This window comes from Mycolicibacterium iranicum (assembly GCF_014190915.1).
In the GTDB taxonomy this organism is placed as follows: Bacteria; Actinomycetota; Actinomycetes; order Mycobacteriales; family Mycobacteriaceae; genus Mycobacterium; species Mycobacterium iranicum_B.
On the sequence record NZ_JACHVU010000012.1, the window covers coordinates 50,554 to 71,857 of the forward strand.

Consider the following 21,304-nt stretch of genomic DNA (forward strand, 5'->3'; position numbering starts at 1 on the left):
ATGCCGACCTACCGAGCCTTCCAGGTCACCGGCCAACGCCGTTTCGAGTTGGTCGAGCGTGACATCGTCGATCCCGCACCCGGTCATGTCCGGGTGCGGGTGCTCACCTGCGGGGTGTGCCACAGCGACTTCCTCGCCGTGGAAGGGGAGCGTCCCGACCCCGACCGGCCGGTCGTGCCCGGTCACGAGATCGTCGGCGTCGTCGACGCGGTCGGTGACGGGGTGACCGGTTGGCAGCCCGGCGACCGGGCCGGGATCGGATTCCTGGGCGGGCATTGCGGCCAGTGCGAATGGTGCCGACGTGGCGACTTCGTGAACTGCACGGATCAGCCGCTGCCAGGTACCTCGATCGACGGCGGCTACGCCGAGATGGTCACGGTGCGCGCCACCGGTCTGGTCCGGGTCCCTGCGCAGTTCGACCCGCTGTTGGCCGCGCCGCTGCTGTGCGCCGGCATCACCACGTTCAACGCGCTGAAGGCCGCCGACGCCGCGCCGGGCAGCCTGGTGGCCGTGCAGGGTCTGGGGGGCCTCGGCCATCTGGGCGTGCAGTACGCCAAGAAGCTCGGATACCGGGTGGCGGTCATCGCCCGCGGTTCCGAGAAAGCGCAATTGGCAACCATTTTGGGTGCCGATCACTACATCGACAGCAGCGCGGCGGACGCCGCCGAGGCGTTGAACGGCCTCGGCGGCGCCGCGGCCGTCATCGCCACGGCGTCCAGCGGATCGTCGATGACCCCGTTGCTCGCGGGCCTACGCCCACGCGGTCGCCTCGTCGTGGTCGGCGCGGCGCCCGATCCGATCGAGGTCGCGACCCCGGGTCTGATCTTCGGCAGCCGAAGCATCGTCGGTAGCCTGACGGGCTCGCCGATCGAGAACGAGGACGGCCTGAATTTCAGTCTCGCGGCCGGGATCACCCCGATGATCGAGCCCATGCCGTTCCTGGACGCGCCTGACGCGTACGACCGCATGATGTCGGGTGCCGCGCGCTTCCGCGTCGTGCTCCAGATCGGTACTTCGCCGGATCCCTAGCCCTGCCGGATCCCTAGCCCTGCCGGATCCCTAGCCCTGCATGGAGGCGATGTAGTAGGTCTCGTCGCCGTCGGGATATCCGCCACCGTCGGTGGCGATGTGGACGTGGTCGAAGTGGTTGAGGGTCTCCGAGCCGTAGTCGGCCGTCCAGCTCGGCGCGCCGATGCCCGGATAGAACCCCTGGCGCCAGATCACGTGGATGACGCCCATCCGCTCGGCGTTGGCCAGCGCGTAGCCGGCGATCTGGTTGCCGAGATCGATGCCTTCCTTGCTGTTGTGATCGGGAATCATCACGTCGATGGCAAGGCCGTTCGGATGCCATTTCAGCGCGTCCTGCCGGTAACCGCCGATCGTGGTGATCTGCGGGAACATCGCACTGATCGCCCGCGCGATCCAAATGGTGTGCACCTGGAGTCCACCCTCGGGAGCGATCCCCTTGGCCAGGGCGAAGTCGAAGACCCGCGCGTCGGCGGGGGCGCTGGCCGCGAGCAGTTCCGCCTGGGACGGCACCGGTGTGGTGGGAGGCTCGGCGGAGAAGGCCGGCATCTCGGCGACCGGCGACGGTGGCTGCTGGGCGACGGGAGGCTGGGTCTGCTGGGCGTACAGCATGGCGGCCGACAGCGCGATGGAGGCGCCGATCGCCATCCATCGCCCTCGGCCGTTGGCTAACAGGTTCCTGCCCATTCAGAGCACTTTAATGTCCGTACCGGACCACTACTGGCAATTACGGCCAACGCGTCGCGCCGGATTCTCAGGCGATCGCGGGGGCGTTGACGGCGATCTCGGCGATCTCGGCGCGGTGGGCCCCGGCCGTGTCGCCGAGGCCGGTGATCCAGACCAGCACCGTCGACGTCTGGGCCGCTGCGCCGAGCGGGATGCGGTTCGGCCCGGGTTGCAGCGGCACGGGCGGACCGAGCTCGGTGGTGTCGGCCAGCGTCTTGGGCTCGGCAGTCGCGGCGCTGCGGATCTGCACCGTGGTGCCCGAGCTTCTCGTCTCGACGCTGACCGCGCCGACCTTCGTCGGTTCGGGGAGCACCAGCAGCACGCCCAGGCCCTGCTTGAAGGCAGGGAACGGGTTGGCGTCGTAGTAGCGGTCTGTCGACCACACCGTCGCGGGATCGCCGTCGATGACGTTGCGTGCGGTTTCGGGATTGTCGGGTGACCCGTCGGGGGAGAAGACGGCCGCGGCGACCGGGACGACCGCGGGATCGACGGCACCCTGCTTGAGGACCTTCGGCGGCGCCGGGGCCGTCGTGGCGGGGTCGGGGCTCAGACCCAGCTGGGCAGGATCCATGGCGACCGTGTCGTCGTGGGCGTCGAGCACCCGGTTGACGGTCGAGCCGAGCCCGGTGAGGGCGACGAGCATGACCGCCGCGGCGACCCCCAGGACCGTGTAGGTCAGCTGTCGTCTCGCCCGCTTTCTCTCGCCGGCGTCGTCCCGGGTGCGGAAGACCGCATAGCCTCCGCGACGGGCAGGCGCCGGTGTGGTCGGCGGCGGGCGGTGCTCGGCGGGTGTCGGGTGCTCGGGTGTCGGCCCGGCGTGCTTGAGCAGGGCCAGAAGGGTGGACGTGCTCTCGACGCCACCGTCGGCGCGGAGCAGACCGGCTGCGGCGCTGGAGATCAGGAACGGGATACCTGGCGTGATCGCGGCGGGTTCGCGCGCCCAACCGGCCTCGTCGAGATCGGCGGGCACCCACCCGTCCGGCATCGGATCCTGTGGCGGCCACCTGTTCAGGAGCAGCGCATACAGGACGCCGCCGAGGCCGCGGAGGTCGTCTGCGGACGTTGTCTGCGCCAACGGCGCCGGGAAGGCGAGGACGGCTCGGCCGTCGGAGCTGATGCGGACCCGCCCGGGATGGTCGATGCCCAGGACCAGACCGGCGCGGTGGGCGGCGTCGGCGGTGACGACGAGGGATTTGAGGGCCGCGGCCGACGCCGTCGGAGACGGGGCGGTGTCGGCGACCTCGCGCAGCGTGCCGCCGGGCACCCATTCGGACACGACCACCCCGACGTCGCCGACGGTGAACGTGTCGACGAGCGGCGCCAGCCCGGACATTTCGAGGGCGGACAGTCTGCGGGCCCGATCCAGAATGTCGCGGATCGCCCCGACCGACGTCGCGGGGCCCGGCGGAATCAGGGTGACCCCGACCGGCCGGCCGGAAGCGAGGTCGTGGCCCTGCCAGAACTGCAGCGCGCCGCTCACATCCTGCACAGCGATCAGCCGGAAACGTCCGGCCAGTCGCGCGCCCGCGCCGATGCCGGCCGCGGCCGGGGCGGTGGGCAGCACCTGCGTCGCGCGTTCGTGGATGCGGGGCAGTGGCGCGGTGTCGTCACCGACCGGGTCGGTCATCGTCATCGCCCACCCTCAGTTCGCCGGTCTCGCCATGTTCAGCGCAGAGATTGCCCCGCCGCGACGGGGTCAAACTCGCCGTTTGACCGCGTGGCTATCCGGGAACCCCGGGGCTCTCGTGCGGCGGGGCACGTCACGGCACTCAAGAGAGGGTTGGGCGATGGGTGGAGGCGAAACGCTGGGCACGAGTCTGAAGCCCAGGCACATCACCATGATCTCGATCGCCGGGATCATCGGCGCGGGCCTGTTCGTCGGCTCTGCGAACGCCATCGAGGAAGCCGGCCCGGCGGTGATCCTGTCGTATCTGATGGCGGGCACCCTTGTCGTTCTGGTGATGCGGATGCTGGGGGAGATGGCTGTCGCGAACCCCGACACGGGATCGTTCTCCGTCTACGCCGACCGCGCGCTGGGCGGATGGGCGGGCTTCTCGATCGGCTGGCTGTACTGGTGGTTCTGGGTTCTGGTCATCCCCGTGGAGGCGACGGCGGCGGCAGAGATCCTGACCAGTCTGATCGGTGGGGCGCAATGGTTCTGGGCCCTTGCGGTGACCCTGCTCCTGACCGTCACGAACCTGATCAGCGTCGGCAACTACGGCGAGTTCGAGTTCTGGTTCGCGCTGATCAAGGTGGTGGCGATCGTCGCGTTCATCGCGATCGGCGTGGCCGCCATCTTCGGGCTCATCCCCGACTCCCAGGTCAGCGGCGTCGAAAGCCTCTGGCAGCCCGACGGATTCATGCCCAACGGGTTCGGGGCCGTGGTCGCCGCGATGCTCATCACCATGTTCTCGTTCATGGGCACCGAGATCGTCACGATCGCCGCCGCGGAGTCGCCGAACCCCGAAGCCGGGATCTCCAAGGCCGTGAACTCGGTGATCTGGCGGATCTCCCTGTTCTACGTCGGCTCGATCTTCGTGATCGTGGCGTTGATGCCGTACGACCAACTCGACGACGGCTCCTACCAGTCGACCCTGCAGGCCATCGGCATCCCCGGCTCGAAGCTCATCATGGACATCGTCATCCTCACGGCGGTGGCGTCGTGTCTGAACTCCGCGCTCTACACCGCGTCGCGGATGCTGTTCTCCCTGGGCGAGCGCCGCGACGCCCCCCAGGCGGTGAAGAGCCTGACGCGCAACGGCGTTCCGTGGGTGGCCGTGCTCGCCTCGATGGTGGTGGGGTTCCTGGCCGTCATCGGCAACTATCTGCTGCCGGAGAAGATCTTCGGCTATTTGCTCGCCACCAGCGGCGCGGTCGCGCTGTTCGTCTACCTTGCGATCGCGGCGAGCCAGTTCGTGCTCGGCCGGGCGATGCGGGCGGCCGGAGAGAAACCGGCCGTCCGGATGTGGCTGTTCCCGTATCTGACCGTGGCCGTGGTCGTCGTGATCGTCGGCGTGCTCGTGCTCATGGCCTTCGACCCCGATCAGCAGCAGGCGATCGGACTCTCGGTCGTGTCCGCGGCCATCATCGTCACCGCGGGCGTGGTCGTCCACCGACGGCACGCGAAGAGCCGTGAGGGCGTCCCGCGCTAGCGGAGGTCCCACGTCGCGGCGACACCCGCGACGGCGACCGCGCTCAGCCCAGTTTCGCCACGGTCAGCAGCAGCGCGGAATCCGCCAGCGCGAGCAGCGAGTGCCTGCTGTCGGGGAGAAGCAGCAGATCGCCGGTGCGCGCGTCCCACTGCTGCCCGCCGGCGGACAATCGCACCGAGCCGCTGAGAACGTAGAGGGTCGCCTCGCCGGGGTTCTCGTGTTCGCCCATCTCCGAGCCGGACGTCATGCCGATCACGGTTTGACGCAGAACCTTCTCGTGGCCACCGACGACGGTGTCGGCTGCGTTGCGACCGCTGGCGGCTGCCTGGGACAGCTGCTGACGGGCCAGGGCTTCGAGCGACACCTTTTGCATGTGTGCCATTCCATGCCCGAGAGCGCGGACCAGTCAACCCACGAGATGATGACGGCGCCGACGCACGCTCTCCCCGGCGCGGCGAATCGGGTCTCGCAGGCACGATCGCAGGCCGGGCACAGCTGACCGATCCCAGACGTCACGCTTTCGATAGGCTTCGCCAGAAGGGTGCCTTCGAACTGACCGAAACTGAACGCGGGAGACCACACATGAGCGCCGAGCAGCCGTCCATCATCTACACGCTGACCGACGAGGCGCCGCTGCTTGCGACCTATGCCTTCCTGCCCGTGGTCCGCACCTTCGCCTCCGCGGCCGGTATCGACGTGAAACCCAGCGACATCTCGGTCGCCGCGCGCATCCTGGCCGAGTTCAGCGACCGGCTCACCGACGAACAGAAGGTGCCCGACAACCTCGCCGAGCTCGGCGAGCTCACCCAGCTGCCCGAGACCAACATCATCAAGCTGCCCAACATCAGTGCCTCGGTGCCGCAGCTCCTCGCGGCGATCAAGGAACTGAAGGCCAAGGGCTACGACCTGCCCGACTGGGTGGGCGAGCCGAAGAACGACGAAGAACGCGAGACCAAGGAGCGGTACGCCAAGGTCCTCGGCAGCGCCGTCAACCCGGTTCTGCGCCAAGGGAACTCCGACCGGCGCGCACCCAAGGCCGTCAAGGAGTACGCCCGCAAGCACCCGCACAGCATGGGGGAGTGGTCGCAGGCCTCGCGCACCCATGTCGCCACGATGAAGCACGGCGACTTCTACCACGGCGAGAAGTCGATGACCGTCGACAAGGACCGCAAGGTCAAGATGGTGCTCGAGACCAGGGGCGGCGAGACGCTGGTGCTCAAGCCCGAGGTGGCGCTCGATGAGGGCGACGTCATCGACAGCATGTTCATGAGCAAGAAGGCGCTCTGCGAGTTCTACGAAGAGCAGATCGAGGACGCCTACAAGACCGGCGTCATGTTCTCGCTGCACGTCAAGGCGACCATGATGAAGGTGTCGCACCCGATCGTGTTCGGCCACGCGGTCAAGGTCTTCTACAAGGACGCCTTCGCCAAGCACCAGCAGCTGTTCGACGAACTCGGTGTCAACGTCAACAACGGTATGTCCGACCTCTACGACAAGATCGAGGCGCTGCCCGCCTCGCAGCGCGAAGAGATCATCAACGACATCCACGCCTGCCACGAGCACCGTCCCGAGCTCGCGATGGTCGACTCGGCGCGCGGCATCACCAACTTCCATTCGCCCAGCGACGTCATCGTCGACGCGTCGATGCCCGCGATGATCCGGCTCGGCGGCAAGATGTACGGCGCCGACGGCCGCACCAAGGACACCAAGGCCGTCAACCCGGAGTCCACCTTCTCCCGCATCTACCAGGAGATCATCAACTTCTGTAAGACCCACGGCCAGTTCGATCCGACCACGATGGGCACCGTTCCCAACGTCGGGCTGATGGCGCAGAAGGCCGAGGAGTACGGCAGCCACGACAAGACGTTCGAGATCCCCGAGGACGGCACCGCCAACATCGTCGACCTCGACACCGGCGAGGTGTTGCTGAGCCAGGAGGTCGAGACCGGTGACATCTGGCGTATGCCGATCGTCAAGGACGCCGCGATCCGCGACTGGGTCAAGCTGGCGGTCAACCGCGCGCGGCAGTCCGGGATGACGACGGTGTTCTGGCTCGACGACGAGCGCCCGCACGAGAACGAACTGCGCAAGAAGGTGAAGGCCTACCTCAAGGAGGAGGACACCGACGGCCTGGAGATCACGATCCTGCCGCAGGTGTGGGCGATGCGCTACACCCTCGAGCGGGTGATCCGCGGTCAGGACACCATCGCGGTGACCGGCAACATCCTGCGCGACTACCTCACCGACCTGTTCCCGATCCTCGAGCTCGGCACCAGCGCCAAGATGCTCTCGATCGTCCCGCTGATGGCCGGGGGCGGTATGTACGAGACCGGTGCGGGCGGGTCGGCCCCCAAGCACGTCAGCCAGCTGCTGGAGGAGAACCACCTGCGCTGGGATTCGCTGGGCGAGTTCCTGGCCCTGGGCGCCTCGTTCGAGGACATGGGCGCCAAGGCGGGCAACAAGAAGGCCGAACTGCTGGGCAAGACGTTGGACTCGGCGATCGGCAAGCTGCTCGACAACAACAAGAGCCCGTCGCGCAAGGCCGGCGAACTCGACAACCGCGGCAGCCAGTTCTACCTGGCGATGTACTGGGCCCAGGAGCTGGCGGAGCAGACCGACGACAAAGAGCTCGCCGAGCACTTCGCTCCGCTGGCGAAGACCCTGGCCGAGAACGAGTCGACCATCGTCGACGAGTTCAACGCGGTCCAGGGCTCGTCGGTCGACATCGGCGGCTACTACTACCCGGACCGCGAAAAGACGACGGCCGTGATGCGCCCCAGCACGACCTTCAACGAGGCCCTGGAGGCCGCCCAGAAGTAGGCCACTGGCAGCAACCCCGGGCCTTTCGCCGACGGCGGAGCCCGGGGTTTCGCCGTCTGACCAGAAATCACTGGTGTGGCGCGCGTAACATTCGTCACAGAGGCGCCGATAACTAGCCAACACCGGCCGTCGTCTGGGGGTAGTAATGCGCGTGGTAATGGGTTTGTCTCTCACCGCCAACAGTGCGGTCTGGGTGCTCGTCGACACTTTCGACGGCAGCATCATCGCCGACGAGGTGGTGCCGCTCGAATCGGTCAACGAGATAGCCAGGGCGGCGGCACGCAGTGTCCAGACCTTCGCCCTGCAAAGCGAGCGCGACATCGACGGTGTGCGTCTCGTCTGGGATGACGACGCACGTCAGCACGGGATCCGACTGCGCACCAAGCTGCGCCTGTTCGGCTTCGACACGATCGAGACGGTGTCCGAGGACGCCGCCCGCGAAGGCCGGAACCGCACCGCGCGTCATATCGCGCCCCACATGGTGCTGGCCTACGGGGCCGCGCGCGCCGACGCCGACGACGCGGCGGACCGTGGGGTGCTGCGCCGCCTGGTGGCCCGCGTCCCGAGACGTGTGCCCGTCGGTGTGCCGATGCACCTGACCGCCGCCGCGAGCGTTGCCGCGCTGGCCGTCGTCGGCGTCGTGCTCTACGCGTTCATGGGCGGGTCACCGGCCTCGCACGAGGTGCCGGAGACCGCGGTCGCCGAAGCCGTCATCCCCGCGCCCCCGGTGCCGGGTCCCGCTGCGCCGCTACCGGCCGCGCCGGCACCGCAGGCCGTCGACACCGCCCCCGCCGGCGCCGTCGACGCATCCCCGATGCCGGAGTACTCCGTGGCGGTGCCGGAAGCGTCCGAGGACACGGGCGCCACCGATCTGGCCACCGTCACCGATGTCGCCGGACTTCCCGCCGACGCGTCCCCCGACACCTCGGCCATCCAGGGAGTGGGTGCGATTCTGCCCGCAGACGCGTCGGACGCGCAGACACTGCCGTCGGAGAGCACGCCGTCCGGGGCCCTGCCGTCGGGGACCTCGGTGTCCACCACGGGTCAGCCCCACCTGACCGGAGTCGGGCCCACTGCGGGACCGGTCCAGGCCGTGGCCGTTCCGACCGCGCCGAGCGCGCAGGCAGTCCCCGGCGCCACCGCTCCGGGCGCCGGCGCGCCGCCTGCTGCAGGCGGCCCTCTCGGCGCGCTGTTCCGGGCGCTTCCCTAGGCCCGCTCTGCGGCCCTCGCCGTCCCTCGGGCCGGTAGTACTACTCATGCCGGGCGGGCTTCCGCCCGGCATGCTGGGCTCATGACGCAGACCACGCGCGACCGTGCCATCGACGTCGCCCGTCTCGCCGCGCTCGTCGTGGTGATGTTCGGACACTGTGCCCTCCTTCTCGCCACCATCGACGACGGCGGGGTGCGTATCCGCAACCTGATCGGCGAGGCCCCCGCCGTCGCGCCGCTCACCTGGGTCGCCCAGGTGATGCCGTTGTTCTTCCTCGCGGGCGGCGCCGCTGGAGCGCTCAGTTTCCGTCCTGGAACTGCCTGGGGCACATGGCTTTTCGGCAGGGCGCAGCGACTGTGCCGACCGGTGTTCTGGTACCTGGCGGCGTGGTCGGCGGGACTGCTGGCCGCCCGGCTCATCCTCGGGGCCGAATCGGCGGCCGGCCTGGGCGCCGAGAGCGTGGCGCTGCTGTGGTTCCTCGGCGTGTACCTGGTGACACTGGCCTTCGTGCCCGCGCTGGTGACGCTGACGACCGGACGCGGCGTCGCGGTGCTCGTGGCCGCCCTGGTCGCGGCCGCAGGCGCGGTCGACATCCTCAGGTTCGTGACGGGCACCCCTGCCGCCGGCCTCGGCAATTTCCTGATCGTCTGGCTCATCCCGATGGCCCTCGGGGTCGCCTACGCCCGGGGCCTGCTTCACCCGCGCACGGCGGGCGTCATCGCGGTGGCGGCGGTGGCGGTACAGGCACTGCTGGTCGCCGTCGGCCCCTACGAGATATCGCTCGTGGTCACCGGATCAGAGAAGGTGTCGAACGTCTCGCCGCCGACGCTGGTGCTCGCGCTGCACTGCGTGTGGATGTCGTGCGCATTCGTCGTGCTGGCCCCCGCGATCCGGCGATGGGCGCAACGACCGGCGGTGTGGCGCGCGGTGGCGGCCGGAAACGCCGGGGCGATGACGATCTACCTGTGGCACATCGTGGCGATCGCCATCGCCACCTTCGGCCTGCATGCGTTGGATCTGGACGCCTACGACGTCGACGCACCCGACTTCCTGCTCATGCTGGGCCTGCGCGCGGTGGTGTTCGCGATCATCATGCTGGCGCTCTTCCGGTTGCTGTCGCCGCTGGAACGCCGGCCCCTGCCGTGGTGGGATGCGCCGCCCGCCGCGACCGGAGCACGGGCCACCACCGCGGGCATCCTCGTCTGCACGGCAGGCGTTCTGCTGGTGCTGATGGCCAAGTTCGGACTGGGGGATCCGGCCGGTTGGACGGCGCTGGCGGGTTTCCTGGCGGCCGTCGCCGTCGCGCATCTCTGCGCTGTCGTGCCGCGCGGTGTCAGCGTCCCTGCGGCGCCGAGATCAGCCGGCTCCCGGCTGCCTTGATCGGGTCCGGCAGCACCCGCAGTGCGGCGCCCATCAACTTGGAGGACACCGACGACGCGACGACCTGACGGTCACCCCGCATCAGCGCTGCATAACCCTGCTGCGCGACCTTCGCGGGATCGTCTTTGGGCAGCCGACCGATCGGCGCGTCCATCAACTTCGCCCGCTGGAAGAAATCGGTGTCGGTCGGACCCGGCAGCAGCGCGGTGACGGTGATCGGGCTGTTGCGCAATTCGTCCTGCAGCGCCTTGGTGAACGACTGGATGAACGACTTCGAGGCGTTGTAGACGGTCTGGTAGGACCCGGGCATCATCGAGGCGACCGACGACGTCAGGAGAACGCGACCACGGTTCCTGTTGGCCATGTCGCGCAGGACGAGCTTGGACAGGTGGACGGTCGAGCGCACATTGAGGTCGATGATGCTCAGGTCGTCGGCGAGCTCACTCTTGAGGAACATGTCCCCGCGGCCCACGCCGGCGTTCAGCGCCGCGCAGGCCAGCTCCCGCCCACCCTCGACGACGCTGTTGAACAGATGCTCGACCCCGTCGGCGGTGCGCAGGTCCACCTGCACCGCCTGGATCGCGACCCCGAACTCGGAGAGCCGGTCCGGCACGTCGTGGATCGCGTCGTCCTCGGCGGCGACGACCAGGTCGTAACCGTTGCTTGCGAATTGGCGGGCGAGCTCGAGGCCGATCCCGCTGGACGCTCCCGTGACGAGAGCCAGGCGTGCTTCACTCATGCCCGGCGCGTACCCGCCGCGGCTTCCGGAAAACGAGCTTCGCCGCCGGGGTCGACGGTCCGTTCCGCGAACATCTCGACGATTTTCGCCGATTTCTTGATTTAATCCAGAAAACGGTCCAAGATCGAAGAGATGGCCGAGGATCACGACTACTCAGACGTGCTCAAGTCGGCGGCTCTACGCGTCACCCGACCCCGGATGGCGGTATTGCACGCCGTCGGGCACCACCCCCACGCCGACACCGAGCTGATCATCCGCGCTGCGCGCGAAAGTCTGCCCGACATCTCCCGGCAGACGGTCTACGACGCGCTGAACGTCCTGACCGCAACGGGTTTGGTGCGCCGCATCCAGCCCGCGGGCTCGTTGGCGCGCTACGAGACGCGCATCGGCGACAACCACCACCACATCGTGTGCCGGTCCTGCGGAGTGATCGCCGACGTCGACTGCGCCGTCGGCGAGGCGCCCTGCCTGACGGCATCCGACGCCGACGGCATGCTCGCCGGTTTCGAGATCGACGAAGCCGAGGTCATCTACTGGGGACTGTGCCCCGACTGCTCGGCCTCACAGAGTTCCTGATCACAACCGTGATCACAGCCCCACCCATCCAACAGATGTACGGAACATGAAGGGAAACACCGTGTCGTCAGATACCTCCGATGCCCGCCCACCTCACTCTGACACCGAGACCCACAGCCACAGCGAGTCCGAGAACCCGGCGATCGATTCGCCGAAGCCCAAAGCGCACGCACCGCTGACCAACCAGGATTGGTGGCCCGAGCAGGTCGATGTCTCCGTGCTGCACAAGCAGTCGGAGAAGGGCAACCCGCTCGGTGCGGACTTCGACTACGCCGCCGAATTCGCCAAGATCGACGCGGACGCGCTCAAGGCCGATGTGCTGTCGGTGATCACGACCTCGCAGGACTGGTGGCCCGCCGACTACGGCAGCTACGCCGGTCTGTTCATCCGGATGAGCTGGCACGCCGCGGGCACCTACCGCATCTTCGACGGCCGCGGTGGCGGCGGCCAGGGCGCCCAGCGCTTCGCCCCGCTGAACAGCTGGCCCGACAACGCGAACCTCGACAAGGCGCGCCGCCTGCTGTGGCCGGTCAAGCAGAAGTACGGCAACAAGCTCTCGTGGGCCGACCTGCTGGTGTTCGCGGGCAACGTCGCGCTCGAGTCGGCCGACTTCAAGACCTTCGGCTTCGGCTTCGGACGTGAGGACATCTGGGAGCCGGAGGAGATCCTCTACGGCCAGGAGGACACCTGGCTGGGCACCGACAAGCGTTACGGCGGCACCAACGACAGCGACAGCCGCGAGCTGGCCGAGCCGTTCGGCGCCACCACCATGGGCCTGATCTACGTCAATCCCGAAGGCCCCGAAGGCAAGCCGGATCCGCTGGCGGCGGCCCACGACATCCGCGAGACGTTCGGCCGGATGGCCATGAACGACGAGGAGACGGCCGCACTGATCGTCGGCGGCCACACGCTCGGCAAGACGCACGGCGCCGGTGACGGCGACCTGGTCGGCCCCGAGCCCGAAGGCGCCCCGATCGAGCAGCAGGGTCTGGGCTGGAAGTGCGCTTTCGCGTCGGGTAAGGGCAACGACACCATCACCAGCGGTCTCGAGGTCGTGTGGACCGACAAGCCGACCCAGTGGAGCAACCGTTACCTGGAGATCCTGTACGGCTACGAGTGGGAACTGACCAAGAGCCCCGGTGGCGCGTGGCAGTTCGAGGCTAAGGACGCCGAGGAGATCATCCCGGATCCGTTCGACTCCACCAAGAAGCGCAAGCCGACCATGCTCGTCACGGACGTGTCGATGCGGGTGGACCCGATCTACGGCGAGATCACCCGCCGCTGGCTGGATCACCCCGAGGAGCTCGACGCGGCCTTCGCCAAGGCCTGGTACAAGCTGCTGCACCGCGACATGGGCCCGGTCAGCCGCTACCTGGGACCCTGGGTCGCCGAGCCGCAGCTGTGGCAGGACCCGGTGCCGGCGGTGGATCACGCGCTGATCGACGAGTCCGACATCGCCACCCTGAAATCCACTGTGCTGCAGTCGGAGCTGTCGGTTCCGCAGCTCGTGAAGACCGCGTGGGCGGCCGCCTCGAGCTTCCGTGGCACCGACAAGCGTGGCGGCGCCAACGGCGCGCGACTGCGCCTGCAGCCGCAGCGGAACTGGGAGGCCAATGAGCCGTCCGAGCTGGACAAGGTGCTGCCCGTGCTGGAGCGGATCCAGCAGGAGTTCAACGCCTCGGCCGCCGGCGGCAAGAAGGTGTCCCTGGCCGATCTGATCGTGCTGGCCGGATCCGCAGCGGTCGAAAAGGCCGCCAAGGACGCCGGTTTCGAGATCGACGTGCATTTCGCACCCGGTCGCACCGACGCCTCGCAGGAGGACACGGATGTGGAATCGTTCGCGGTGCTCGAGCCCCGCGCCGACGGCTTCCGCAACTATGTGCGCCCCGGCGAGAAGGTCCAGCTGGAGAAGCTGCTCGTCGACAAGGCGTACTTCCTGGACCTCACCGCACCGGAGATGACGGCGCTCATCGGCGGTCTGCGGGTGTTGGGGGCCAACCACGGCGGCACCAAGCACGGCGTCTTCACGCAGACGCCGGGCGCGCTGACCAATGACTTCTTCGTGAACCTGCTCGACATGGGGACACAGTGGAAGTCGTCGGAGAACGCCGAGAACGTCTACGAGGGCCACGACCGCGTCAGCGGTGAGCTCAAGTGGACGGCCACCCCGAACGACCTCGTCTTCGGTTCGAACTCGGTGCTGCGCGCGGTGGCCGAGGTCTACGCCCAGGACGACAACAAGGGCAAGTTCGTCGAGGACTTCGTGGCGGCCTGGGTCAAGGTCATGAACAACGACCGGTTCGACCTGCGCTAGATCGACCGAGCCAACGGAAACCGGCTCTGAGCGATTCGCTCAGAGCCGGTTTTCCGGTCCCAGGACCGCCCACACCGTCTTCCCCTCAGCGGTGGGATTGCAGCCCCACGACCGACTCAACGCCGCGACGATGGCCAGGCCCGAGACCGTACGTGTACACGAAAGCTCTTGGCGGGCAGCGAGTTCGCGGCTCTCGTCGCAGACGACGACCATCACCCGGTCGTCGATGGCCTCGACCAGCAGCACGGGGCGGCTGGTGGTGTGCTCCAGGACGTTCTCCAGGAAGACGGTGGCCACGGTCGACGCCGCGATCACCATGTCGGCGTGCGCCCACTGTGTCAGCCATTTCGCCATCAGCGTCCGCGCGCTGCGCAGGCACCCGCGGTCGGCGTCCAGTCCGGCCGTGGCACGCCGACGTGAACCGCGCGGATTCCGGACCGCCTGTGCCGCCGCTCGTTCGTCCCCGTGGACCGGGACGTGGCGGGCGGCGCCGCTGCGTTCGATCGCAGCGCGGCCGGCCTCGTGATCGCACACCAGCACGACCGGGATGTCGGGCCAGCGGCTCACGTGCCAGCGCGCACTGGTGAACGCTGCCCAGGCGCTCTCGGCCGGGGCGTGCAGCTCGCTGACATCGACGACGACGGCCTCGGGTTCTTCGATGGCCGCGCTGATGACACTGTTGCGCGCCTGGTGATACGTGGAGCTGTCGAGTGTCCCCGAGATCTTCAGCCGCGTGCTGCCTCCGATCGGCGTCGCCGCTGAGACGCTGAGGCCGCTGCGCTCAGCCATCCGCGCCGATGATCACGCGACACCGCGGGGCCGTCTCGACGCCGCGCGGTAGAGGGTGGGGGGAGCACAGCACCCGACTGACGTACCCGCACCGCACGTGCTGAACCCAGCAGGCGCTATCCGGCATGCGAATGGGCTGGGACAGACGGCGAAGGGGTGACCGCCGTGCGGTTTTGAACCTCTCGTTCCGGTCCTTACTACCCACAGGTGGGTGACGCCTGCTACGACGAAGGGACCTTATGAAGATCGCCATGGTGGGGGACCTGGGTCGCGGCAACGGCTCCGACATGGCCGGCACCGGCCGGTACGACCTCGCCAGCCTCGCCGGTGCGTTGACCCGCCACGGCCATGAGGTCACCCTCTTCTCGGCGGTCTCCGACGACGCGCCCGGCCCGGCAGACATCCGCGTCGAACGGATCCCCGTCGACCGGATCCCGGCCATCGGTGACGCCGACCGCTCGGAGGCGCTGATGCCCGCCGTCGGCGAGATCGGCCGCCACCTGATCGACGCGTGGGGGCAGGACCTGCCCGACGTGGTGCACTGTCACGGCCGTTCGTACGGGATGGCCGCCCAGCTCGCGGCCAAGAGGCTCCCCGTGCCCACCGTGCAGAGCTTCGACGGACTCAGCACGACCGCACGACGCCTCTGTGGCGCACAGACGGTCTCCGAGACGGCCCTGAAGGTCGAGACTCTGCTGGCCCGCAACGCCACGACCGTGACCGCCGCGTGCAACGACGACATGGGTGAACTGATCAGGCTGGGTTGCCCGCGCGCCAGGGTGGCTGTCCTGCCGCACGGAGTCGACGTCGACGAGGACGCGACCGAGGAGGACGTCTCGCGCGGCGGGGCCGTCTCCCGGCGGCTGGTGGCCGTGGCCCGCGACTTCTCGCCCCAGCAGAACCTCGCCCAGGTGCTGCGGGTTCTCCCGTCGCTGGGAGCTGCCGAACTGGTGCTGGTGGCCACCGACCCCGGGGACGTGACCGACCACCGCCGCCTGGTCGACATGGCGCGCGACCTGCGCGTGGCCGACCGTGTCCGCGTGGCCGCCGGCGTCCGCAGGGAGTCCCTGACCGCGGAGTTCCGCGCCGCCGAGGTGATCGTTCTGCCGGCGCCCTACGAATCCTCGTGTGCCACCGCCCTGGAGGCCATGGCCTGCGGGGTCCCGGTGGTCGCCACCGCAGCCGGAGGCGTGCGGGACGCGGTGATCGCCGACGTGACCGGACTGCTCGTCGAGCCGGGGGACCCTCAGGCGCTGGGCCGCGCGTTGCGATCCATCCTGGGACAGACGGTGCTCCGCCAGGGCATGGGCCTGGCCGGACGATCCAGGGCCCGTTCGCGGTACAGCTGGGATCGCATCGCCACCGATGCCGAGGTGGTCTACACCGCCGCCGCGGCGCGTCACGGGCGCGCGGTTGCACCGGTCGCGGGGCATTAACCGCCGGCGGTGTCCCCGCCGCCGCTGAGCTGCTCGCCGGTGACCTGGAAGTACACCCGCCGCGCGATCTCTACCGCATGGTCGGCGAACCGTTCGTAGTACCGACCCACCAGCACCAGATCCGCCGCCGCCGCGGCGCCGTGCTGCCACCGCGGTTCGATGAGCCGGGCGAACAGCTCGCGGTGCAGGTCGTTCATCCGGGCATCGCCCTCACACACGAGACGGGCCCGCTCGGGGCTGCCGCTCTCCACGGTGGACCGAACCAGGTCCGCCAGGTCCACGGCCGTGACAGCCATGTCGGCGAACAGGTCGTGGACCTCGGCAGGCACCGGCGGGTCGGGGTGGCGGCGCCGTGCCGCCCGCGCCACGTGAGAGGCCAGCGCACCCATGCGGTCCGCGTCGGCGGCGATGTACAACGCCGAGACGACCACGCGCAGATCGTGGGCGACGGGAGCCTGCAGTGCCAGCAGCCCGTAGGCGCGTTCGTGAACGGCATGGCCCAGCGTGGTCAGATCTTTCAGGTCGGCCGCCACACGGTCGGCGCCGGAGAGGTCACCGCTGAGCAGCGCGGCGGACGCCGTCTGCATCAGCTCCGAGGCCCGGCCGCACATGCCGGCCAGATCCGCGGTCAGGGAATCGAGGGTCTCGTGAAACAGGTTGCGCATGGCTCTTCCGAACTGCGTCGATGTGCTCAGCCGTTACCCACGTCGCTGCGGACCCAAACTCAGCCGTCCAGCACCTCACGGGCGAATCTCAGGTCGGCGACCAGCGACCGGAACGATTCGTCGCGCGCCTCGGGCGGCCCGCGCAGCACCGACGACGGGTGGATGGTCGCGACGACCCGCGACTCGCGCACGGTGGCGGGAACCTCGTCGGCGGGCAGCGACAGGACCTCACCGCGGTGCTCGGTGAGCCGAAATGCGTTGCCCAGGAGCGCCTTTGCCGCGGTCGCGCCGAGCAGGACCACCACCTCGGGCTCGACCGCCTCGAGCTCTGCGAACAACCAGGGACGGCAGGCCACGACTTCCGTACGGCTCGGCGTCTTGTGGATCCTGCGCTTGCCGCGCTCGGACGGCACGAACTTGAAGTGCTTCACCGCGTTGGTCACATACACCGGCGTGCGCTCCACTCCGGCCTCGCCCAGCGCCTTGTCGAGAAGCCGTCCGGCGGGACCCACGAAGGGTTCCCCCGCAAGATCCTCCCGGTCGCCGGGCTGCTCGCCGACGAGCATCATCCTGGCCCGCTCAGGCCCGGACCCGAACACGGTCTGGGTCGCCTTCTCGTACAGGCCGCAGCCGCGACAGGCCTGCGCGGCGGCGGCCAGCGTCTCGACGTCGTGCACGGGAGGGACGAAATCCGCGGCGGTGGCCATGGCTACCGGGTACCCGTCTCAGCCCCCGTCATCGCGGTCGGCGCTGAGCAGGAAGTGGTCGAGTCGCGCCCGGGCGTCGGCAGACAGCGGAGTCGCCGAGACGTCGGCCACCAACCGCTCGGCGATGGATCTCAGCTTCACGTTCCTCTCCTGCGAGCGCCACTTGAGCACGTCGAAGGCGCGCTCGGACGACACGCCGTACGCCATCCGGATCATGCCGACCGCCTGCTGGATCGTCGAACGTGTCTTCTCGATGGCCGTCACGTGCCGGGTCACCGACCTCTGCACGTCGGCGTCGAAGCTGTCGGTGATGTCGACGTAGAAGCCGCGGGTCCCGACGGCGACCCCGCCGTCGTCGACCATGCGCTCGCCGATCACCACGACCACGCGCGTCCTGCCCTGCACGTCCACGATGCGGTGACGGCTGGAGAAGACCGCCCCTTCGGCGCGCACCCGGTCGATCAGTTCGGTGACCGTCGCCCTGTCGTCGGGGTGTTTGTGCGCCAGAACGAGGTCGGTCGTGGGCTCCACCGCGCCCGGGGCATACCCGTGCATGGCCGCGACCGCGTCCGACCACACCCAGCGGTCCTGGGTGTGCACGTAGGTGAAGCTGCCGACCGTCACCCCACCGTCGCCGATCGGCGGCTCTGCTCTGGTCATGGTGCGACATCATGAAGTGCGTGCGACGGGCCGCATGACTGCGAATCGCGGTCTGCCCGTAATTGGCCGCAGCGCGCAAACTGTCGGTCCGAATCGCGAAAGGCTAGCGGGCCAGTGTCTCGTGCGGGCTCTCCCCGTACGTCTGCCGATACAGCACTGCGAACCGACCGGTGTGGCCGAACCCCCACCGCGCCGCGGTGGCAGTCACCGTCGTGGCCGAGCGATGAGACGTCAGAAGTTCCTGGCGCGCCGCGGCCAGCCGGACCCGCCTTAGATACGCCGTGGGCGTGGTGTCGAGGTAGCGCCGGAACAGGTATTGAACCGTCCGGGGCGTCGCGTAGGCCTCCGCGGCGACATCGGCCAGCGAAATACGCCGCGACGCATTGGCTTCGATGTAGGCCAGCGCTGCGCGCAGGGTCGCAGGGAACGCGTCGGCCGTGCTGCCTCCGTCCTCCCCGCCGACGTGGTGGGGGAAGACGGCCGACGCCGCGGCCGAGAGCAGATCCGACATCGCGCCGGCCAGCACCTCGGCCGCTGCGGTGTCGGCGGAGTTCAGGACATCGGTGACGTAGGCGATGGTCCGCTTCACCACGCCCGCTGCCGCCCGGTTGCGGGGCGTGAGCCAGTCGGGCGGTGCGTCCCGCGGCGCCGCGCCGAGGTGCACGACCGTGATCCGGCTGTCGATCGACTGCAGCGCCACCGGGCCGACGCCCGCCCTCAACAGCCGCACTTCTCCCTGGGCGGCCTTGTCGGTGACGTCGCCGCACCGGAACAGGACCGTGCCGGCGTGCACCCACAGGACGGCATCGCGGCGGATCTGCTCGAGGCAGAGGGTGGCGTCGCCGGCATGGTCGATCTGGTCGACGTGGAACGCGGTCGAGGAATGCCGGATGTGGCGGTAGCGGGCGGGCTCGGAACTGTCCGCACACTCGACGGTGGTCTGCGGGCCGAACATCTCGTGCAGCCGGCCGCGGATCCGCGCGGGATCGTCGTCGGAGAACTCATAGCGCGCCAGCGGGCGCGGTTGATCGTAGGCGGTCACGAAGATGGGGGAGTCAGGAATGCGACAAGGCCCCGGCAGGCCGAGTCCGGCGCATGGCCAGCTCATCCCCAGCGGGCAGAATCCTCAACTCCACCAGCACCTTTCGCGTCGCGCAGCAATTTCGTCTGGCAGATGCTGCCACAGGCGGGCAGGTCGGCACAGCGCGAAAAACGAAAAGATGCTGGCTGCTCGGTCCGCAAAGCGAACGCGGCGTGCGCGCGGGTGCTCAGGATCGGGTGAAGAGCTCGGCGGCCTTGGTCTTGATCGTCTGGTACACGAGATGGCGTGCATTCGGGTCGCCCTTGGCCACGGCCTGTGTCATCTTCAGCATCTCGTCGAACGTGACGTGCGGCGGGATCGGCGGCACTTCGGGATCGCAGCGCACATCGATCAGTGTGGGTCCTGGCGTCGACAGCGCCCAGTCCCACGCCGTCGCGACGTCGGCCTCACACTCGACGGTCATCGCGTCGAGACCCATCGCCCGGGCCACCTCCGCATAGCTCACCGCGGGCAGACTCTGCGACTCCTCGAACTTCGGGGCGCCGCCCATCGCGCGCAGCTCCCACGTCACCTGGTTCAGGTCGCCGTTGCCGAACACGCAGATCACGAACGGAAGCTCGTCCCACTCTCCGCGATAGCGGTTGATGGTCAGCAGCTCCGCGAGCCCGTTCATCTGCATCGCCCCGTCGCCGACCAGCGCGACGACCGGCCGGTCCGGGTGGGCGAACTTCGCCCCCAGCGCATACGGGACCGCGCACCCCATGGTCGCCAGCGTGCCGGACACCGACCCACGGACGTCCCCGCTGAACTGCAGGCAACGCGCGTACCACGTGGTCGACGATCCCGAGTCCGCGGTGACGATCGCGTTGCCGGGCAACCGCTTCGACAGCTCCCAGGCCACGCGCATCGGATTGACCGGCTGCGCGGCGAGCATGCTTTGCTTCTCCAGGGTCCGCCACCAGTTCTCGACGTTCGACTCGATGGTGTCCCGCCACCCGGAGTCCGACTTCGGCTGCAGGTGCGGTTGCAGGGCAGCCAGAGTCACCTTGGCGTCGGCGACGATGTTCAGTTCGGTCGGATAGCGCATCCCGATCGAGGTGCCGTCGTTGTCGACCTGGACGGCGCGCGCCTGGCCGAACTCCGGAAGGAACTGCGTGTACGGGAAATTGGACCCGACAATGAGCAGGGTGTCGCAGTCCCGCATCAGCTCATAGCTGGGCCGGGTGCCCAGAAGCCCGATCGCGCCCGTCACGAACGGCAGGTCGTCGGCCAGAACGTCCTTGCCCAGCAGCGCTTTTGCCACACCGGCGCCGGTCAGACGGGCGACTTCGGCGACCTCGGCGGCGGCACCGCGCGCCCCCTGCCCGATCAGGATCGCCACCCGCTCACCCTCGTTGAGGATGTCCGCGGCCAGGCGCACCTGAGCGTCGGACGGCGTGATGACGCCGACCACGTCACCGGGGTCGCTGGACGGGACGTGCTTGAACTGGTGTCCGGGCGGCTCGTACTCCTCCTCCTGCAGGTCCGACGGCACGATGACCACGGTGGGCGCGCGCCGGGTGCGGGCGGTGCGGATCGCGCGGTCCAGGGTGGCGGGCAGCTGCGCCGAGGCGTTCACCTCCACGACGTAGTCGCTCGCGACGTCGCCGAACAGCGCCTGCAGGTCGACCTCCTGCTGGTAGCTGCCGCCCATCGCGGTACGCGCCGTCTGGCCGATGATCGCGACCACCGGGACATGGTCGAGCTTGGCGTCGTACAACCCGTTGATGAGGTGGATGGCGCCCGGGCCGGAGGTCGCCATGCACACGCCGACCTCACCGGAGAACTTCGCGTAGCCCACCGCGGCGAACGCCGCCATCTCCTCGTGCCGGGTCTGCACGAACTTGGGGTCGTTGTCGGCACGCCCCAGCGCAGAGATCAGGCCGTTGATCCCGTCGCCGGGGTAGCCGAAGATGTGGGTCACGTTCCACTGTCGGAGGCGGTCGAGGATGAAGTCGGCGACATCGGTGCTCATGCAGACGGCGGCTACCCCGACGCGGGTTGCTCAAACTCGGCGGGCGGC

At 68.9% G+C, this 21,304-nt stretch carries 18 protein-coding genes; 8 read left to right on the plus strand and 10 right to left on the minus strand.

Annotation, left to right across the window (positions count from 1 at the left end; genetic code table 11):
• On the plus strand, positions 1–1,029 hold the full coding sequence (locus FHR72_RS21540) for an alcohol dehydrogenase catalytic domain-containing protein (RefSeq protein WP_183471962.1): 1,029 nt from the start codon (positions 1–3) through the stop codon (positions 1,027–1,029).
• A gap of 30 nt (positions 1,030–1,059) precedes the next feature.
• On the opposite strand, the gene FHR72_RS21545 is transcribed toward FHR72_RS21540, so the two are convergent.
• Both FHR72_RS21545 and FHR72_RS21550 read right to left on the minus strand, forming a co-directional pair.
• On the minus strand, positions 1,060–1,713 hold the full coding sequence (locus tag FHR72_RS21545; protein WP_183471964.1) for a VldE C-terminal domain-containing protein: 654 nt from the start codon (positions 1,711–1,713) through the stop codon (positions 1,060–1,062).
• A gap of 67 nt (positions 1,714–1,780) precedes the next feature.
• Entirely contained in the window at positions 1,781–3,385 is a 1,605-nt protein-coding gene (locus tag FHR72_RS21550; RefSeq protein ID WP_183471966.1) for a protein kinase family protein, read from the minus strand.
• Between the two features lie 154 nt (positions 3,386–3,539).
• On the opposite strand from FHR72_RS21550, the gene FHR72_RS21555 reads away from it, so the two are divergent.
• Entirely contained in the window at positions 3,540–4,904 is a 1,365-nt protein-coding gene (locus FHR72_RS21555) for an amino acid permease (protein ID WP_260156161.1), read from the plus strand.
• A 43-nt stretch (positions 4,905–4,947) separates the two neighbouring features.
• Here FHR72_RS21555 and FHR72_RS21560 read toward each other — a convergent pair whose 3' ends face one another.
• Positions 4,948–5,277: a cupin domain-containing protein gene (locus FHR72_RS21560; RefSeq protein WP_183471968.1), complete on the minus strand. Its 330-nt coding sequence runs from the start codon at positions 5,275–5,277 to the stop codon at positions 4,948–4,950.
• A gap of 209 nt (positions 5,278–5,486) precedes the next feature.
• Here FHR72_RS21560 and FHR72_RS21565 point away from each other — a divergent pair, with 209 nt between their 5' ends.
• From FHR72_RS21565 to FHR72_RS21575, 3 genes are all read left to right on the plus strand, one after another.
• Positions 5,487–7,724, plus strand: a complete 2,238-nt coding sequence (locus FHR72_RS21565) for an NADP-dependent isocitrate dehydrogenase (protein WP_183471970.1) — start codon at positions 5,487–5,489, stop codon at positions 7,722–7,724.
• 157 nt (positions 7,725–7,881) lie between these two features.
• Positions 7,882–8,934: a hypothetical protein gene (locus FHR72_RS21570; protein WP_260156162.1), complete on the plus strand. Its 1,053-nt coding sequence runs from the start codon at positions 7,882–7,884 to the stop codon at positions 8,932–8,934.
• An 81-nt stretch (positions 8,935–9,015) separates the two neighbouring features.
• Complete coding sequence (locus tag FHR72_RS21575; protein WP_183471974.1) at positions 9,016–10,314, plus strand: acyltransferase family protein; 1,299 nt, start codon at positions 9,016–9,018, stop codon at positions 10,312–10,314.
• Here the strand turns inward: FHR72_RS21575 and FHR72_RS21580 are convergent.
• Positions 10,268–11,053: an SDR family NAD(P)-dependent oxidoreductase gene (locus tag FHR72_RS21580; RefSeq protein WP_183471976.1), complete on the minus strand. Its 786-nt coding sequence runs from the start codon at positions 11,051–11,053 to the stop codon at positions 10,268–10,270. The genes FHR72_RS21575 and FHR72_RS21580 overlap by 47 nt on opposite strands.
• Positions 11,054–11,185: 132 nt before the next feature.
• On the opposite strand from FHR72_RS21580, the gene FHR72_RS21585 reads away from it, so the two are divergent.
• Positions 11,186–11,629 carry a Fur family transcriptional regulator gene (locus tag FHR72_RS21585; RefSeq protein ID WP_183471978.1) on the plus strand — a complete coding sequence of 148 codons (444 nt, stop codon included), beginning with the start codon at positions 11,186–11,188 and terminating at the stop codon, positions 11,627–11,629.
• Between the two features lie 61 nt (positions 11,630–11,690).
• The gene (gene katG / locus FHR72_RS21590; RefSeq protein ID WP_183471980.1) at positions 11,691–13,943 is read left to right on the plus strand and encodes a catalase/peroxidase HPI; all 2,253 of its coding nucleotides are present in this window, start codon (positions 11,691–11,693) and stop codon (positions 13,941–13,943) included.
• 39 nt (positions 13,944–13,982) lie between these two features.
• On the opposite strand, the gene FHR72_RS21595 is transcribed toward katG, so the two are convergent.
• Positions 13,983–14,732, minus strand: coding sequence for an STAS domain-containing protein (locus FHR72_RS21595; protein WP_183471982.1), 750 nt, complete (start codon positions 14,730–14,732; stop codon positions 13,983–13,985).
• 239 nt (positions 14,733–14,971) lie between these two features.
• Here FHR72_RS21595 and FHR72_RS21600 point away from each other — a divergent pair, with 239 nt between their 5' ends.
• A complete protein-coding gene (locus tag FHR72_RS21600; protein ID WP_183471984.1) occupies positions 14,972–16,168 on the plus strand; it encodes a glycosyltransferase in 1,197 nt (398 codons plus the stop codon).
• On the opposite strand, the gene phoU is transcribed toward FHR72_RS21600, so the two are convergent.
• The 5 genes from phoU to FHR72_RS21625 form a co-directional block, all read right to left on the minus strand.
• A complete protein-coding gene (phoU, locus tag FHR72_RS21605; protein ID WP_183471986.1) occupies positions 16,165–16,833 on the minus strand; it encodes a phosphate signaling complex protein PhoU in 669 nt (222 codons plus the stop codon). The genes FHR72_RS21600 and phoU overlap by 4 nt on opposite strands.
• 59 nt (positions 16,834–16,892) lie before the next feature.
• Entirely contained in the window at positions 16,893–17,540 is a 648-nt protein-coding gene (locus tag FHR72_RS21610; RefSeq protein ID WP_183471988.1) for a UdgX family uracil-DNA binding protein, read from the minus strand.
• Positions 17,541–17,558: 18 nt separating this feature from the next.
• Entirely contained in the window at positions 17,559–18,200 is a 642-nt protein-coding gene (locus FHR72_RS21615; protein WP_183471990.1) for a PAS and ANTAR domain-containing protein, read from the minus strand.
• A 103-nt stretch (positions 18,201–18,303) separates the two neighbouring features.
• A complete protein-coding gene (locus FHR72_RS21620) occupies positions 18,304–19,242 on the minus strand; it encodes a helix-turn-helix transcriptional regulator (RefSeq protein WP_311736225.1) in 939 nt (312 codons plus the stop codon).
• A 226-nt stretch (positions 19,243–19,468) separates the two neighbouring features.
• Positions 19,469–21,256 (minus strand): thiamine pyrophosphate-requiring protein, encoded by a 1,788-nt coding sequence (locus FHR72_RS21625; protein WP_183471994.1) that lies wholly within the window; start codon positions 21,254–21,256, stop codon positions 19,469–19,471.
• Positions 21,257–21,304 lie beyond the last annotated feature (48 nt).

Bases quoted from the DNA above. Each gene is read 5' to 3' on its own strand.
- FHR72_RS21540 (WP_183471962.1), top strand. From the start codon at position 1: ATGCCGACCTACCGAGCCTTCCAGGTCACCGGCCAACGCCGTTTCGAG.
- FHR72_RS21615 (WP_183471990.1), bottom strand. From the start codon at position 18,200: ATGACCAGAGCAGAGCCGCCGATCGGCGACGGTGGGGTGACGGTCGGC.
- FHR72_RS21550 (WP_183471966.1), bottom strand. From the start codon at position 3,385: ATGACGATGACCGACCCGGTCGGTGACGACACCGCGCCACTGCCCCGC.
- FHR72_RS21560 (WP_183471968.1), bottom strand. From the start codon at position 5,277: ATGCAAAAGGTGTCGCTCGAAGCCCTGGCCCGTCAGCAGCTGTCCCAG.
- FHR72_RS21595 (WP_183471982.1), bottom strand. From the start codon at position 14,732: ATGGCTGAGCGCAGCGGCCTCAGCGTCTCAGCGGCGACGCCGATCGGA.
- FHR72_RS21555 (WP_260156161.1), top strand. From the start codon at position 3,540: ATGGGTGGAGGCGAAACGCTGGGCACGAGTCTGAAGCCCAGGCACATC.
- FHR72_RS21585 (WP_183471978.1), top strand. From the start codon at position 11,186: ATGGCCGAGGATCACGACTACTCAGACGTGCTCAAGTCGGCGGCTCTA.
- FHR72_RS21570 (WP_260156162.1), top strand. From the start codon at position 7,882: ATGGGTTTGTCTCTCACCGCCAACAGTGCGGTCTGGGTGCTCGTCGAC.
- FHR72_RS21625 (WP_183471994.1), bottom strand. From the start codon at position 21,256: ATGAGCACCGATGTCGCCGACTTCATCCTCGACCGCCTCCGACAGTGG.
- FHR72_RS21610 (WP_183471988.1), bottom strand. From the start codon at position 17,540: ATGGCCACCGCCGCGGATTTCGTCCCTCCCGTGCACGACGTCGAGACG.
- FHR72_RS21545 (WP_183471964.1), bottom strand. From the start codon at position 1,713: ATGGGCAGGAACCTGTTAGCCAACGGCCGAGGGCGATGGATGGCGATC.
- FHR72_RS21565 (WP_183471970.1), top strand. From the start codon at position 5,487: ATGAGCGCCGAGCAGCCGTCCATCATCTACACGCTGACCGACGAGGCG.
- FHR72_RS21575 (WP_183471974.1), top strand. From the start codon at position 9,016: ATGACGCAGACCACGCGCGACCGTGCCATCGACGTCGCCCGTCTCGCC.
- phoU (WP_183471986.1), bottom strand. From the start codon at position 16,833: ATGCGCAACCTGTTTCACGAGACCCTCGATTCCCTGACCGCGGATCTG.
- FHR72_RS21580 (WP_183471976.1), bottom strand. From the start codon at position 11,053: ATGAGTGAAGCACGCCTGGCTCTCGTCACGGGAGCGTCCAGCGGGATC.
- FHR72_RS21600 (WP_183471984.1), top strand. From the start codon at position 14,972: ATGAAGATCGCCATGGTGGGGGACCTGGGTCGCGGCAACGGCTCCGAC.